The 14779-nt window shown below is 70.6% G+C and carries 14 protein-coding genes and 1 pseudogene; 11 read left to right on the top strand and 4 right to left on the bottom strand.

The window, feature by feature from the left end:
* The first annotated feature begins 23 nt into the window (after window positions 1-23).
* From mshD to pstB, 8 genes are all read left to right on the top strand, one after another.
* Window positions 24-971, top strand: coding sequence for a mycothiol synthase (gene mshD, locus DY218_RS15695; RefSeq protein WP_128556653.1), 948 nt, complete (start codon window positions 24-26; stop codon window positions 969-971).
* Between the two features lie 268 nt (window positions 972-1239).
* Entirely contained in the window at window positions 1240-3582 is a 2343-nt protein-coding gene (locus DY218_RS15690) for an RNA degradosome polyphosphate kinase (protein WP_325052002.1), read from the top strand.
* Window positions 3563-4642, top strand: coding sequence for a CHAD domain-containing protein (locus DY218_RS15685; protein ID WP_128556652.1), 1080 nt, complete (start codon window positions 3563-3565; stop codon window positions 4640-4642). Before DY218_RS15690 ends, DY218_RS15685 begins: the two co-directional genes overlap by 20 nt.
* Complete coding sequence (locus DY218_RS15680; protein ID WP_128556651.1) at window positions 4639-5064, top strand: NUDIX hydrolase; 426 nt, start codon at window positions 4639-4641, stop codon at window positions 5062-5064. The genes DY218_RS15685 and DY218_RS15680 overlap by 4 nt, the downstream gene beginning before the upstream one ends.
* Window positions 5065-6064: 1000 nt before the next feature.
* Window positions 6065-7192, top strand: a complete 1128-nt coding sequence (gene pstS, locus DY218_RS15675; RefSeq protein WP_128556650.1) for a phosphate ABC transporter substrate-binding protein PstS — start codon at window positions 6065-6067, stop codon at window positions 7190-7192.
* Window positions 7193-7310: 118 nt separating this feature from the next.
* Entirely contained in the window at window positions 7311-8315 is a 1005-nt protein-coding gene (pstC, locus tag DY218_RS15670; protein WP_128556649.1) for a phosphate ABC transporter permease subunit PstC, read from the top strand.
* On the top strand, window positions 8312-9364 hold the full coding sequence (pstA, locus tag DY218_RS15665; RefSeq protein WP_128556648.1) for a phosphate ABC transporter permease PstA: 1053 nt from the start codon (window positions 8312-8314) through the stop codon (window positions 9362-9364). The genes pstC and pstA overlap by 4 nt, the downstream gene beginning before the upstream one ends.
* Window positions 9365-9412: 48 nt before the next feature.
* Window positions 9413-10189: a phosphate ABC transporter ATP-binding protein PstB gene (pstB, locus tag DY218_RS15660; RefSeq protein WP_128556647.1), complete on the top strand. Its 777-nt coding sequence runs from the start codon at window positions 9413-9415 to the stop codon at window positions 10187-10189.
* A gap of 224 nt (window positions 10190-10413) precedes the next feature.
* On the opposite strand, the gene DY218_RS15655 is transcribed toward pstB, so the two are convergent.
* Together DY218_RS15655 and DY218_RS15650 are read right to left on the bottom strand one after the other, a co-directional pair.
* Window positions 10414-11412: an inorganic phosphate transporter gene (locus DY218_RS15655; RefSeq protein WP_128556646.1), complete on the bottom strand. Its 999-nt coding sequence runs from the start codon at window positions 11410-11412 to the stop codon at window positions 10414-10416.
* Between the two features lie 5 nt (window positions 11413-11417).
* Window positions 11418-12038 (bottom strand): DUF47 domain-containing protein, encoded by a 621-nt coding sequence (locus tag DY218_RS15650; protein WP_128556645.1) that lies wholly within the window; start codon window positions 12036-12038, stop codon window positions 11418-11420.
* Between the two features lie 230 nt (window positions 12039-12268).
* Here DY218_RS15650 and DY218_RS15645 point away from each other — a divergent pair, with 230 nt between their 5' ends.
* Window positions 12269-12631, top strand: coding sequence for a metal-sensitive transcriptional regulator (locus tag DY218_RS15645; RefSeq protein ID WP_128556644.1), 363 nt, complete (start codon window positions 12269-12271; stop codon window positions 12629-12631).
* A 63-nt stretch (window positions 12632-12694) separates the two neighbouring features.
* On the opposite strand, the gene DY218_RS35155 is transcribed toward DY218_RS15645, so the two are convergent.
* The gene (locus DY218_RS35155; protein ID WP_128556643.1) at window positions 12695-12925 is read right to left on the bottom strand and encodes a hypothetical protein; all 231 of its coding nucleotides are present in this window, start codon (window positions 12923-12925) and stop codon (window positions 12695-12697) included.
* A 121-nt stretch (window positions 12926-13046) separates the two neighbouring features.
* Window positions 13047-13937, bottom strand: a complete 891-nt coding sequence (locus DY218_RS15635) for a hypothetical protein (protein ID WP_128556660.1) — start codon at window positions 13935-13937, stop codon at window positions 13047-13049.
* 145 nt (window positions 13938-14082) lie between these two features.
* Here DY218_RS15635 and DY218_RS15630 point away from each other — a divergent pair, with 145 nt between their 5' ends.
* Together DY218_RS15630 and DY218_RS15625 are read left to right on the top strand one after the other, a co-directional pair.
* Window positions 14083-14310 (top strand): hypothetical protein, encoded by a 228-nt coding sequence (locus tag DY218_RS15630; protein ID WP_128556642.1) that lies wholly within the window; start codon window positions 14083-14085, stop codon window positions 14308-14310.
* Window positions 14311-14556: 246 nt separating this feature from the next.
* Window positions 14557-14779 (top strand): annotated as a pseudogene (locus DY218_RS15625) (hypothetical protein); the annotation flags it as partial.

Genomic DNA, 14779 nt, shown 5'->3' with positions numbered 1-14779 from the left:
GCCCGAGGGCTACGCTCAGACGCATGACTGACGCCGCCCCGCCCCCGCCCTCCCGCGAGATCCGGACCGCCCACTCCCTCACCCCCGACCAGGCAGAAGCCGTCCTCCGCCTGATCGACAAGGCGACCCGCACCGACGGCCAGCCGGCCGTCTCCGAGCAGGGCCGGCTCCAACTCCGCGGCGGCCCCCGCGACGGCGTACAGCACCTGCTGCTCGACGTGGACGGCGAACTCGTCGGCTACGCACAGCTGGAGGACACCGACCCGGTCGAGGCCCCGGCGAGCGAACTGGTCGTGGACCCCAGCCACCGCGGCCACGGCCACGGCCGCGCACTCGGCAACGCCCTGCTCGCCGCCTCCGGCAAGCGCCTGCGGATCTGGGCGCACGGCGGGCACGCCGCGGCACGGCACCTCGCCCAGGTCCTCGGCCTCACCCTCTTCCGCGAACTGCGGCAGATGCGGCGCCCGTTGAGCCCCGACGCCGCCGATCTCGCGGGCGAGCCCGTGCTCCCCGAGGGCGTCACGATCCGTACGTTCGTACCCGGCGAGGACGACGCGGCGTGGCTCGCGGTGAACGCGGCGGCGTTCGCGCACCACCCCGAGCAGGGCTCCCTGACCCAGCGGGACCTCGACGACCGGAAGGCCGAGCCCTGGTTCGACCCGGCCGGCTTCTTCCTCGCCGAGCGCGACGGCGAACTCCTCGGCTTCCACTGGACGAAGGTCCACGAGAGCCCCGGCCAGGACCCGGACCTCCGGCTCGGCGAGGTGTACGTCGTCGGCGTACGGCCGGGCGCACAGGGCGGCGGCCTCGGCAAGGCACTCACCTCGGTGGGCCTGCGGCACCTCGCGGGCCGGGGCATCCCCACGGCGATGCTGTACGTCGACGCGGACAACAAGGCGGCGGTGGCCGTGTACGAACGCCTCGGCTTCCGCGTCCATGAGACAGACCTCATGTACCGCACGGAATCCTGAGGATGTACCGCACGGAATCCTGAGGATGTACCGCACGGAATCCTGAGACCCGAAGATGCCCTCGATCTCCCCCAGACTCCGTCCGGGGGGACCCCCAGGGCGGGCTTGAGTCGCCCCACCCACAAGACATGTCCCCGTAACCATCGATTCAGATCCCCTTGTCACCCTCGGGCCCATGCACGAGACCGCGCCCGACCCCCACCCCCGCGGAAGCGCACCGCGGCTGCTCGCCGCGCCGCCGCAGGGGCAAGCGCGGAACAATGGGCCCATGCAGCGCTCCTCAGGTGGTCACGCCCCGCAGTCCACGGCCCCGGACGCCGCCCCCGCAGAGGGCCGCGTCCAGGACACCTCCGCCCCGGCCGATCGCCCGCCCGCCCAGGCGACCGGCACACCGGGCAGCCCGCAGCCCTCCGTCGGCTCCATCGCCGCGCACCGCCCGCACACCGTCGCGGCCGCCGTGCCCGACCTGGACCCGGACCTCGACTCCGACCCGGACAGCTACGAGGAGAGCGACGAGTACGCCGAGGGCGCCGCCGAGCTCCCGCAGGGCCGCTTCCTGGACCGCGAGCGCAGCTGGCTGGCGTTCAACGAGCGGGTGCTCGAACTCGCCGAGGACCCGAACACCCCGCTCCTGGAGCGCGCCAACTTCCTGGCGATCTTCGCGAGCAATCTGGACGAGTTCTTCATGGTCCGCGTCGCCGGCCTCAAGCGCCGCATCGCGACCGGCGTCGCCACCCGATCGGCCTCCGGCCTGCAGCCCCGCGAGGTCCTCGACCTGATCTGGACCCGCACCCGCGAGCTCATGGCCCGGCACGCCGCCTGCTTCCAGGAGGACGTCGCGCCCGCGCTCGCCGACGAGGGCGTGCACGTGGTCCGCTGGCACGACCTGAGCGAGAAGGAGCAGGCCCGCCTCTTCACCCTGTTCCGGCAGCGCATCTTCCCCGTCCTGACCCCGCTGGCCGTCGACCCCGCGCACCCCTTCCCGTACATCTCGGGCCTCTCCCTGAACCTGGCCGTGGTCGTGCGCAATCCGGTCAGCGGTCACCAGCACTTCGCCCGCGTCAAGGTCCCGCCGCTCCTGAACCGCTTCCTGGAGGCCTCGCCCGGCCGCTACGTCCCCATCGAGGACGTCATCGCGGCGCCGGCGCACCTCGAGGAGCTGTTCCCCGGTATGGAGGTGCTCGCGCACCACATGTTCCGGGTCACCAGGAACGAGGACCTGGAGGTCGAGGAGGACGACGCCGAGAACCTCCTGCAGGCCCTGGAGAAGGAGCTGATGCGGCGCCGCTTCGGGCCGCCGGTGCGCCTCGAGGTCGAGGAGTCCATCGACCAGTACGTGCTCGATCTGCTGATCCGCGAGCTGAAGATCTCCGAGGCAGAGGTGTACCCGCTGCCCGGCCCGCTCGACCTGACCGGCCTCTTCGGCATCGGCGGTCTGGACCGGCCCGAGCTCAAGTACCCGAAGTTCATCGCCGGCACGCACCGCGACCTCGCCGAGGTGGAGTCCGCGTCCGCACCCGACATCTTCGCCGCGCTGCGCGAGCGTGACGTCCTGCTGCACCACCCGTACGACAGCTTCTCCACCTCCGTACAGGCCTTCCTGGAGCAGGCCGCCGCCGACCCGGACGTACTGGCCATCAAGCAGACCCTGTACCGGACTTCGGGCGACTCGCCCATCGTGGACGCGCTGATAGACGCCGCCGAGTCCGGCAAGCAGGTCCTCGTCCTGGTCGAGCTCAAGGCCCGCTTCGACGAGCAGGCGAACATCAAGTGGGCGCGGAAACTCGAGGAGGCCGGCTGCCATGTGGTGTACGGGCTCGTCGGGCTCAAGACCCACTGCAAGCTGTCCCTCGTGGTCCGCCAGGAGGGCGACACGCTGCGCCGCTACTCGCACGTCGGCACCGGCAACTACCACCCGAAGACGGCCCGCCTCTACGAGGACCTCGGCCTCCTCACCACCGACCCGCAGGTCGGCGCCGACCTCTCGGACCTGTTCAACCGGCTCTCCGGCTACTCGCGCCGGGAGAACTACCGCCGCCTCCTGGTCGCCCCCAAGTCCCTGCGGGACGGCCTGATCACCCGGATCGACAAAGAGGTCCAGCACCACCGCGCCGGCCGGCCCGCCTACGTACGCATCAAGGTCAACTCGATGGTCGACGAGGCGATCATCGACGCCCTCTACCGCGCGTCGATGGCCGGAGTGCCGGTCGACATCTGGGTGCGCGGGATCTGCGCGGTACGGCCGGGAGTCGCGGGACTCTCCGAGAACATCCGGGTCAGGTCCGTGCTCGGCCGCTTCCTCGAGCACTCCCGGGTCTTCGCCTTCGGCAACGGCGGCGAGCCCGAGGTGTGGATCGGCAGCGCCGACATGATGCACCGCAACCTCGACCGGCGCATCGAGGCACTCGCCCGCGTCAAGGACCCCGCGCACCGGGCCGCCCTCAACCGGCTCCTGGAGACCGGCATGTCGGACACCACGGCGTCCTGGCACCTCGGCCCCGACGGCGACTGGACCCGGCACGCCGTCGACGCCGACGGCAAGCCGCTGCGCAACGTACAGGAGATGCTCATAGACGCCCGGAGGCGCCGGCGTGGCTCAGCGACACCCTGACCGCACAGACCCGACCGCGGACGACGCGCTCGCCCGCTACCTGCGGGAACAGGCCACGGAATTCCTCCGCGCGCTGCGCCAGCACCGCGAACGCGGCACCGAGGACACCGAGGCACCGGCCCTCGCGCTGCGCCGCGCGGCCCGCCGGATCAGCGGCACTCTGCACACCTTCCGGCCGCTCCTCGACGCGAGCTGGTCGGACGGTCTGCGCACCGAACTGGCCTGGCTGTCCGGCACGTTGGCCCGCGAGCACGGGTACGCGGCACGGCAGGAGCGGCTGCTCGCCGCGCTGCAGCGGCTCTCGGGAGCCTCCGCCCTTCCCGGGCAGGGTGGTTACGGAGGTGCGGGAAGCAGTGACGCGGCCGCCGCCCCGAAACCTGCCGAGCGGGTCGCCCCCGCACAGGGCCGCTCCACGCTCACCGTCGGTGCCGCGAAGGCCGGCGCGCTCCTGGAGCGACAGCTGACGCTCTCCCGGACCCGGGCCCATTCGACCGCGCTCTCCGCGCTCGGCTCGTCCCGCTTCCACGGCGTCGCCGACTCCGTGGCCGTACTCGCCAGCGAGGTGCCGCTGCGCAAGGAGGCCTCGGCGCACCGGCTGGAACCGTTCGCCGCGGATCTCGCGGCCCGGCTCGACGAGGCGGTCACCGCCCTCCCGCTGGTACGCGCGGGCCACCCGTACAACGCGGAGGCGCTGGTGCACGGGCTGGCCGCCGACACCGCGCCGGACAGCCAGGACGCGCCCTGGCACCAGGTGCGGCTGCTGCTCCGGCTGCACCGGTACGCGGCCGAGGTCACCGCGGCGACGGGCGGCGGGCCGGTCCATCTGCTCGGCGCGGCCGAGGCCCTCGACCGGCACCGGGACGCGGCCCAGGCGGCCTCCGCGGCGGCCGCGGCGGCCCGTACGCCGCGCATCTCGCCCGCCACGGCCTACGCGCTCGGCGTGCTGCACGCCGATCAGCGGCACGAGGTGGAGGCGGCCCGCTTCGCCTTCCAGGGCGCCTGGCATCTCACGCCGGAGGCCTCCGGCGCGCTGCGCACGGGAGGAGTGCCGAGCCCATGACGGATCGGACGGTGCACGAAGAACGGCCGGTCAGGGCGGCGGGCTGTGTCCTGTGGCGCCGGGCGCCCTCGGGCGAGGGCGTCGAACTGGCCCTGGTGCACCGGCCGAAGTGGTCCGACTGGTCCTTCCCCAAGGGGAAGCTGAAGCGCGGTGAGAGCGCGGAGGCGGGGGCGCGGCGTGAGGTCCTCGAGGAGACGGGGATGTCCTGCGTCCTGGGCGCCGCGCTCCCCACGACGCGCTACCGCGATGCGCAGGACCGTCCCAAGACGGTCCGCTACTGGGTCGCCGAGGCGACGTCCGGGCGCTTCTCCCCCAACTCCGAGGTGGACCACCTCGTCTGGGCCTCCCCCGAGGAGGCGGCCCACCTCCTCACCCACCACCGCGACCGCGCACTACTGCCTGCGGCGCTCCAGGCGATATGACCAAGCGGGCCGACCCGACTCCTTCCACCCCACCCGACCACCTCGGCCCGTCCGGCATCCTCAGCCTGTCGGGCTACCTCGGCCGGTCCGGCTACCTCGGCCCGTCCGGCAACCTCAGCCTGTCGGACCACCTCAGCCTGTCCGGCATCCTCAGCCTGTCCCGGCTACCTCAGCCCGTCCGGCAACCTCAGCCCGTCCGGCAACCTCAGCCTGTCGGACCACCTCAGCCCGTCCGGCACCACCAGCCCGCCCGGCACCATCCAGCCCGCCCGGCGTTTGAGGGCATCTTTCAGCCCGTCCAGGGCATCTCTCAGCCGNCCACCAGCCCGCCCGGCACCATCCAGCCCGCCCGGCGTTTGAGGGCATCTTTCAGCCCGTCCAGGGCATCTCTCAGCCGGTCCGGCGTTTGAGGACAAGGCCCGTTCAGGGCCGTTCCGGTCCCAGGCATCGGCCTGGCGGCCTCGTCCTCAATCGCCGGACGGGCTCTTTTCTTGGCCTGGACGGCCTCGTCCTCAATCGCCGGACCGGCTGAGATTGGCCTGGACGGCCTCGTCCTCAAACGCCGGACCGGCTGAAGGATGCCGGACGGGCCAAGGTAGCCCGACAGGCTGAGGATGCCGGACGGGCCAAGGCAGCCCGACAGGCTGAGGCAGCCCGACAGGCTGAGGCAGCCCGACAGGCTGAGGATGCCGGACGGGCCGAGGTAGCCCGACAGGCTGAGGTAGCCGGACCGGCTGAAGGATGCCGGACGGGCCGAGGTAGCCCGAAGGGCTGAACCGTCGATGGGCTCCGGGGCGAACCGCCCCGACCGCGCAGGTTCACCCCCCGTTCACCCTCGCCCTGGGGCGCTGTCACCTGTCCTGCCTAATTTCGGACTCACCGGGCGCGTGGCGCAGCCACAAGGCCGAGCCACGCACCACACATAAAACTTCGCCCCTCGCGGCCCCGCCGCGACCCGCAGCCCCGCCGCGATCCGCGGCTCCTGGAAGGAACACTCGAAGTGAAGCTTCAGCGCAAGAACCGGCGGGCCCTCACCCTCGGTGCTCTCGCGGTCTCCGGCGCCCTGGCCCTCACGGCGTGCGGCTCGGACGACACCAGCGGTGGCGGCGAAGGCAGCGGCAAGGAGACCGCGGCCAACGCCAACATCAAGTGCGACGACGCCAAGGGCCAGCTTCTGGCGAACGGCTCGTCCGCCCAGGCCAACGCCATCCAGACCTGGGTCAAGGCGTACTCGACCGCCTGCAAGGACGTGCAGATCAACTACAAGCCGGAGGGCTCCGGCGCCGGCGTCACCGCCTTCCTGCAGGGCCAGACCGCGTTCGCCGGCTCCGACTCGGCCCTCAAGCCCGAGGAGATCGCCGAGTCGAAGAAGGTCTGCAAGGACAGCCAGGCCATCGACCTGCCCATGGTCGGCGGCCCCATCGCGGTCGGCTACAACGTCCCGGGCGTGGAGGACCTCGTCCTGGACGCCAAGACCCTCGCCGAGATCTTCGACAACAAGATCTCGAAGTGGAACGACAAGGCGATCGAGAAGCTCAACCCCGACGCCAAGCTCCCGGACACCAAGATCCAGGCGTTCCACCGCTCCGACGAGTCCGGCACCACGGACAACTTCACCAAGTACCTGAAGGCCGCCGCCCCCGACTCCTGGTCGCACGAGCCGGACAAGGCCTGGGCGGCCAAGGGCGGACAGTCCGCACAGGGCTCCTCCGGTGTCGCCCAGCAGGTCAAGCAGACCGCCGGCGCCATCTCGTACATGGAGCTCTCGTACGCCAAGGACGGCATCAACACCGTCGCCCTGGACACCGGCGCCGGCGACCCGGTCGAGGCCTCGGTCGAGAACGCCACCAAGGCCATCGCCGACGCGAAGGTCGTCGGCAAGGGCAAGGACCTCGCGCTCGAACTGAACTACGCGACGAAGGCCGAGGGCGCCTACCCGATCACCCTCGTCACGTACGAGATCGTCTGCGAGAAGGGCAACAAGGCGGAGACCCTGCCCGCCACCAAGTCCTTCCTCACCTACATCGCAAGCCAGGAGGGCCAGGACACCCTGGCCGACCAGGGCTACGCCCCGATCCCGGCCGAGATCAACACCAAGGTCCGCGAGACCATCGCGAGCCTGAGCTGACCCAGGAGTGCGGCCCGTCCCGTCGGGGCGGGCCGCACCATCCGGTGCACCGCCGCCAGGAGCCGCGCCGCCGCGTCACCACCGACCGCCGCGAACGCTCCGCAGACCGGAGAACCCCATGAACTCAGAGATAGACACCGCCCCACCGCCACCTCCCCTCCAGGACACCCCGCCGCCCACCAAGGCCGAGGCCCGCGGAGCGACCCGCCCCGGAGACCGGATCTTCCTCGGCCTGTCCCGCGGCTCCGGCATCCTGCTCCTGCTGATCATGGCGGCGATCGCGGCGTTCCTGACGTACCGCGCCTCGCTGGTCCTGACCGAGAACGAGGGCAACTTCCTCACCACCTTCGAGTGGGACGCCAGCGCCATCCCGCCGAACTTCGGCATCGCCGTCCTCGCCTTCGGCACCATCGTCTCGTCGATCATCGCCATGGTGCTCGCGGTCCCGATCGCGGTCGGCATCGCGCTGTTCCTCACGCACTACGCGCCCCGCAAGCTCGGCGGCCCCATCGCGTACGTCATCGACCTGCTCGCCGCGGTCCCCTCGATCGTCTACGGCCTCTGGGGCGCCCTCTTCCTCGTACCCCATCTGACCGGGCTCTTCAGCTGGCTGGACGAATACCTCGGCTGGACCGGCATCTTCGAGTGGCAGGGCGGCGCCCCGCGCACCCTGCTCACCGTCGGCATCCTGCTCGCGATCATGATCCTGCCGATCATCACCAACGTGACCCGCGAGGTCTTCCGGCAGGCCCCGCAGATGCACCAGGAGGCGGCGCTCGCGCTCGGCGCGACCCGCTGGGAGGTCATCAGGATGTCGGTGCTGCCGTTCGGCCGCTCCGGCATCATCTCCGCCTCGATGCTGGGCCTCGGCCGCGCGCTCGGCGAGACGATGGCCGTCGCCACGGTCCTCTCGCCCAGCTTCACCATCAACGCCAGCCTGCTCGACCCGGGCGGCGGCACCTTCGCGCAGAACATCGCCAGCAAGTTCAGCGAGGCCTCCGTGCAGGGCCGGGACGCCCTGATCGCCTCCGGCCTCGTCCTGTTCGTCATCACCCTGCTCGTCAACGGCCTGGCCCGGGCGATCATCGAACGCCGCAAGGAATACTCGGGGGCCAACGCATGAGCCACGCAGTCACCACCCGGCCGCTGAACTCCGCGCGCCTGCCGCGCTGGACGCCCTGGCTCGTCGTCGCCGGCTCCGCTGCCGCGGCCGCGGGCATCGGCCTCGCCGCCGGGCTCGACAGCCGCATCCAGTGGGGCCTGATCGCCGCCGCACTCTTCGTCCTCGTCACCTACGCCCTGTCGGCGAAGGTCGAGGGCCCCCGGCACGCCAAGGACCGCATCGCGACCAGCCTCGTCTGGGTCTGCCTGCTGATCGCCGTGATCCCGCTGGCCTCACTCATCTACGAGACCGTCGCACGCGGCGTGAAGGTCCTCGACGGCTACTTCCTCAGCCACTCGATGGGTCTCATCGCGGACTCCGAGGCCGGCGGCGGCATCTACCACGCGCTCCTCGGCACCCTGCAGCAGGTCGCCCTCGCCACCCTGATCGCCGTGCCGATCGGCCTGCTCACCGCGGTCTACCTGGTGGAGTACGGACGGGGCCGGCTCGCGAAGACCGTCACGTTCTTCGTCGACGTCATGACGGGCATCCCGTCGATCGTGGCCGGTCTGTTCGTGCTGAGCTTCTGGATCCTGATCCTCGACTTCGGCCCGTCCGGCTTCGCCGGTGCGATGGCGCTCGCGATCCTGATGATGCCGATCGTGGTCCGCTCCACCGAGGAGATGCTCAAGCTCGTACCGAACGAGCTGCGCGAGGCATCCCTCGCCCTCGGCGTACCGAAGTGGCGCACCATCCTGAAGGTCGTCCTGCCGACCTCGATCGGCGGCATCACCACCGGTGTGATGCTCGCGGTCGCCCGTATCGCCGGCGAGACGGCCCCCGTGCTGCTCCTGGTCTGGGGCAACCCGCTGATCAACACGAACCCGTTCGACGGCGCCCAGGCCTCGCTGCCGCTGTACATCTACCAGCAGTACGCGAACAGCGCCGGCAGCCCCGCGGCGTACGACCGCGCGTGGGCGGCCTCGCTCGTCCTGATCGCCTTCATCATGATCCTCAACCTGGCGGCCCGCGGCATCGCCCGCTGGAAGGCCCCCAAGCAGGGCCGCTGACGCGGCCACATCAGCGACCCTCCCGTACCCCCGAAAGCAGTGATCCCCATGGCCAAGCGAATCGACGTATCCGGCCTCACCGCCTACTACAGCGCCCACAAGGCCATCGAGGACATCTCGATGACCGTGGAGCCCCGCTCCGTGACCGCCTTCATCGGCCCGTCCGGCTGCGGCAAGTCCACGTTCCTGCGCACCCTCAACCGCATGCACGAGGTCACCCCCGGCGGCCGCGTCGAGGGCAAGGTGCTCCTGGACGGCGACGACCTGTACGGCTCGGGCGTGGACCCGGTGAACGTCCGGACCACGGTCGGCATGGTCTTCCAGCGCCCCAACCCGTTCCCCACGATGTCGATCTTCGACAATGTGGCGGCCGGCCTTCGTCTCAACGGCAAGTACAAGAAGAACGAGCTCAGCGACATCGTCGAGCGCTCCCTGAAGGGCGCGAACCTCTGGAACGAGGTCAAGGACCGCCTGAACAAGCCCGGCTCCGGCCTCTCCGGCGGTCAGCAGCAGCGGCTGTGCATCGCCCGTGCGATCGCGGTCGAGCCGCAGGTGCTGCTCATGGACGAGCCCTGCTCGGCGCTCGACCCGATCTCGACGCTGGCGATCGAGGACCTCATCGGGGACCTCAAGGAGCGCTTCACGATCGTCATCGTGACGCACAACATGCAGCAGGCGGCGCGGGTCTCGGACCGGACGGCGTTCTTCAACCTGGCCGCGGTCGGCCAGCCCGGCAAGCTCATCGAGATCGACGACACCGAGCGCATCTTCTCGAACCCCTCCGTCCAGGCGACGGAGGACTACATCTCGGGCCGCTTCGGCTGAGCGAGCTGCTGCGCGGTGCTGCATGGCGGTGCCACCGCACAGCACGAGCCCGCCGTCCCCTCTCCCGGGGGGACGGCGGGCTCTCTCTGTCCTCAATCGCCGGACGGGCATTTATGAAGCCCGTCCGGCACACCTCAGCCCGTCCGGCGATTGAGGACATCTCTCAGCCCGTCCGGCGCTTGAGGACGAGGCCGCCAGGCCGATGCCTGGAAAACGAGATACGCCTACAGGAACGCCAGGTTCACAATCCAAAAACTCAACCCAGCGACAAGCGCAGCGGCCGGCATCGTGATGAACCACCCGAGGATGATGTTCTTCGCCACACCCCACCGCACGGCCCGAGTGCCCTTCGTCGCCCCCACACCCATGATCGCCGAGGTGATCACATGCGTGGTCGAGATCGGCGCGTGAAAGATGAAGGCCGTGGTGAACATGATCCCCGCCCCCGTGGTCTCGGCGGCGAAACCCTGCGGCGGATCCAGCTCGATGATCTTCCGCCCCAGCGTCCGCATGATCCGCCACCCACCGGCGTACGTACCGAGCGACAGCATGATCGCGCAGGACAGCTTCACCCAGACCGGAATCGGGTCGCCCGCGTCCTCCACATCGGCGATGACCAGAGCCATCACCACGATGCCCATGGTCTTCTGCGCATCCTGCAGACCGTGCCCGAGCGCCATACCCGCCGCCGAGACCGTCTGCGCGATACGGAAACCGCGCTTGGCCTTGTGCGGATTGGACCGCCGGAACATCCACATGATCGCGACCATCACCAGATAGCCGACGACCAGACCCACCACGGGCGACACGAACATCGGGATGACGATCTTCTCGACGACCCCGCCCCACATCACCCCGATCCCCCCGGCGATCGCCGCCCCCACGAGCCCGCCGAACAGCGCGTGCGAGGACGAGGACGGAAGCCCGAAGTACCAGGTGATCAGGTTCCACACGATCGCGCCGACCAGACCGGCGAAGAGGATCCACATCCCCTTGTCGCCGTGCGGCGTCTCGATGATCCCCTCACTGACCGTCTTGGCGATCCCGCTGCCCAGGAAGGCACCCGCGAGGTTCATCACCGCGGCCATCGCGAGCGCGGCGCGCGGCGTGAGGGCCCGGGTCGAGACGGAGGTGGCGATGGCGTTCGCCGAGTCGTGGAAACCGTTGGTGTACGTGAAGCCGAGCGCGACGCCGATCGTCACGACGAGTGCGAAGGTGTCCACGAGGTTCAGGACTCCTTGACCGCGATGGTCTCCACGGTGTTGGCGACGTGCTCGAACGCGTCGGCCGCCTCCTCCAGGACATCGACGATCTGCTTCAGCTTGAGCACCTCGATGGCGTCGTACTTACCGTTGAAGAGGTGCGCGAGGAGCTTGCGGTGGATCTGGTCGGCCTGGTTCTCGAGCCGGTTCACCTCGATCCAGTACTCCGTGAGGTTGTCCATGGTCCGCAGGTGCGGCATGGCCTCGGCGGTGAGCTCGGCGGCCCTGGAGAGGACCTCGATCTGCTGCTCGACGCCCTTGGGCAGTTCCTCGACGTTGTAGAGGACGACGAGGTCGACGGCCTCCTCCATGAAGTCCATGATGTCGTCGAGGGACGACGCGAGGCTGTAGATGTCCTCGCGGTCGAACGGCGTGATGAACGAGGAGTTCAGCTGGTGGAAGATCGCATGCGTGGCGTCGTCTCCCGCGTGCTCCGCGGCCCGCATACGCTCTGCGATCTCGGCCCGGGCGGAGGGGTCAGCCCCGAGCAGTTCCATCAGGAGCTTGGAGCCCGTGACGATGTTGTCCGCGGAGGCGGCAAACATGTCGTAGAAGCTCGTCTCCCTGGGGGTCAGACGAAAGCGCACGTGGGGTCCTCGGGGTGCTTTGGATTCGGTCAGGCTGATGCTAGGCGCATCATCCGGCCACGGCTAACCGGCCGTCCCCCAGTGTCGCCCATCCCACCGGCCGCAGCTCACGGGCCCCGCCACGCACCCGAAATATCCGGTACCATATACCCACCCGGGGTATCAAGCCCCTTGCATCGCAAGGCATTCTCCGGGATCCGCAGCACCGAGACCGACAGCAGGAGGACGCGATGACGACCACCGAGGCGGACACCGTGGGTGGAGGCAGCTCCGCGCCGGAGGCCGGCACCGCGCAGGAGCCGGAGCACGCGGTGCACGGGTACCACAAGCAGAAGGCCGAGCACCTGAAGCGACTGCGCCGCATCGAGGGGCAGATCCGCGGACTCCAGCGACTCGTCGAGGAGGACGTCTACTGCATCGACATACTCACGCAGGTCTCCGCCTCCACTAAGGCCCTGCAGTCGTTCGCCCTCCAACTCCTCGAGGAACACCTCCGCCACTGCGTCGCCGACGCGGCGGTCAAGGGCGGCGAGGAAATCGACACGAAGGTCGAGGAGGCCACAAAGGCGATCGCCCGCATGATGCGGACGTGATTCCAGCCCGTCCGGCGTTTGAGGACATCTTTTGATCAAGCCCGTCCGGCGCTTGAGGACAAATCAAAGCCCGTCCGGCGCTTGAGGACGAGGCCGCCAGGCCGTCGCCTGGCCACCACCACCCCGCGGAGCACCCCGCGGAGCGACCCGCAGAACCTCATCGATCAGGTCAAAGCTCAGCCGCTCGCCGGCCGCCGCGGACGCCGCAATGATCAGCTCCCCGCACAACTCGATCTCGTCGAGGGCGACGTGGTCGTGAACCAGTGTCTTACTCGGCATAGGAGCCACGCGCATCACCTCTTCCGATCCGGACCCGACTTCCTAGCGTAGGCAGCGACACACGCACCGCGCATGGCACAGACGGGCTATTCTCGCGCCCCTCCGAATGCGCCCCCAGCGCCCCTCCGTCCGTGCGTCACTGCTCGGCGATCTTCCCTGCGTAGATGTCCCCGGACTCCGGCAGCCGCGCCCGCACCGCCACCCCGAAGTCGAACAGCAGAGTCGTCGAGGCGACCTCGACCGCCTTCTGCCCGGACGCCCCGGCGGAACCGGCCGAACCGTTACTGCCGGCCTCCCCCGCACCGTTCGCGAAGCTGAACCGGTGCCGGACCTTCCGCAGCCGCCCCGCGTCGTCGAGATACGCGTCGAACGGCACGACCTCCGTGGCGAACCCTTTCGCCGCCGCCCGCAGCGGCCGCTGCCCCGGCTCCGGAGCCAGCCGCGCGGCCCGCCCGATCTCCGCCGTCCCGCGGTAGTGCCGTACGCGCGCACCCGCGAGCTCGGCCGTCCCCTCGTACGTCACCTGCCGTGCCCCGCGCAGCAGTTCGGCCGCCGCCAGCGGATCCGTGGCGCCGCCGGTGACGAGATTGCCGTCGGAGAGCGTGGTCGTGTCGATCCGCACCCATTTGTCCGCGGGCACTCCCGCGCCGCGGTTCTTCATGTACAGGGCGCCGGGCGCGAGGAGTTCGGTGATCGGCCGGTGCTCGTCCGCGCCCGCCGGGTCCTGCGGCAGCAGCACCTCGAGTCGGCCGAGCCGCCGCTTGAAGTCGTACGCCCCCTCGCCGCGGATCGTGACCCGGGTACCGCCCGAGGCCATCTCCATCGACGTACGCGCCTTCGAACTGCCCGCCCGCACAAGGCGGTCCGCCGCCGCACGCACCGTGTCCACCGGATCGGCCGCGCGCTGGTCGTCGGCCGCCGCCCCGTCCCCGGAACACCCCGTGGTGCCAAGGATCAGCGCGGCGGACACACCGCTCGCCACCACGGCCGCGGTCGCCCCGCGCCCGCTCCTGCGCTGCTGCACCATCGCCTGCCCTACCCCCAACACCGACCGGTCCTTCCTGGCCCCCTCGCCGTTTCGCATAACGACCGGTACGGACGCCCGTCACGGTGAAGTCGTACGGCCACCGGCCGCGGTCCGGGCGCACAGGGCCGGTCGGTACGGTGGACGGGTGCCGCAGCAAGGAGCCCACGAGCCGGACGCGAACCCGGGCCCGACACCCGACCCGGCCACCCCCGACGAGGAGCCGGCGCCGGGCGAACACCGGGCCACCACCGTCGAACAGGGCCGCTTCTGCGCCGCCCGCTGCAGCTGCGGCTGGCGCGGCCCGGCCCGCCGCGCCCGCTCCAAGGCGCGCAGCGACGCCACGGTCCACCTGGAGAATCCGCTCGGGGCCTGACGCCGGCGCCTCCAGCGTCCCTCGTGCCCGCGCCGCCCGTAGCCGTATCCGTATCCGTATCCGTACGCCACGGTCCGCCGCCCCGCGACCGCCCGAACGGACCCTTCCGCACTCCCAACGGCCCCTAACGGCACGCCCCGACTGGCCCGCCCCGAGGACCGGAGGTCCGCTGGAGCTCCGGGCGCACACCGCGGGCACCCCGTGCCCGGCACGCCTGCGCCACCTCTCCTCACCAGGGCAGGACACATGCGAGCCAAGCACAGAGCCGGATCCCGACCCCGCCGCCGAATAGCCGCAGTCGGCTCCGCGACCGTCACCGCGGCCGCCGTACTCCTGCTGTCGCCGACCCCGGCCGCCCACGCGACAGCCGCCACCGCACACCCGACCCCCGAGACCGCTGCCGCCCACCCCGCGGCGGGCCCGCTGGCCCTCGGCTCGGCCGCGGTCGCCGGCGCGGCCGGTGTCGCCG

The sequence above is a fragment of the Streptomyces triticagri genome, assembly GCF_003429565.1.
GTDB classification, from domain to species: domain Bacteria; phylum Actinomycetota; class Actinomycetes; order Streptomycetales; family Streptomycetaceae; genus Streptomyces; species Streptomyces triticagri.
The sequence above is the reverse complement of the archived record's forward strand: the minus strand, read 5'-3'. Positions and strand labels throughout refer to the sequence as shown.

Coding starts and splice junctions, on each gene's coding strand:
- mshD (WP_128556653.1), top strand. CDS start 24: ATGACTGACGCCGCCCCGCCCCCGCCCTCCCGCGAGATCCGGACCGCC.
- DY218_RS15690 (WP_325052002.1), top strand. CDS start 1,240: ATGCAGCGCTCCTCAGGTGGTCACGCCCCGCAGTCCACGGCCCCGGAC.
- DY218_RS15680 (WP_128556651.1), top strand. CDS start 4,639: ATGACGGATCGGACGGTGCACGAAGAACGGCCGGTCAGGGCGGCGGGC.
- pstC (WP_128556649.1), top strand. CDS start 7,311: ATGAACTCAGAGATAGACACCGCCCCACCGCCACCTCCCCTCCAGGAC.
- pstA (WP_128556648.1), top strand. CDS start 8,312: ATGAGCCACGCAGTCACCACCCGGCCGCTGAACTCCGCGCGCCTGCCG.
- pstB (WP_128556647.1), top strand. CDS start 9,413: ATGGCCAAGCGAATCGACGTATCCGGCCTCACCGCCTACTACAGCGCC.
- DY218_RS15645 (WP_128556644.1), top strand. CDS start 12,269: ATGACGACCACCGAGGCGGACACCGTGGGTGGAGGCAGCTCCGCGCCG.
- DY218_RS35155 (WP_128556643.1), bottom strand. CDS start 12,925: ATGCGCGTGGCTCCTATGCCGAGTAAGACACTGGTTCACGACCACGTC.
- DY218_RS15635 (WP_128556660.1), bottom strand. CDS start 13,937: ATGGTGCAGCAGCGCAGGAGCGGGCGCGGGGCGACCGCGGCCGTGGTG.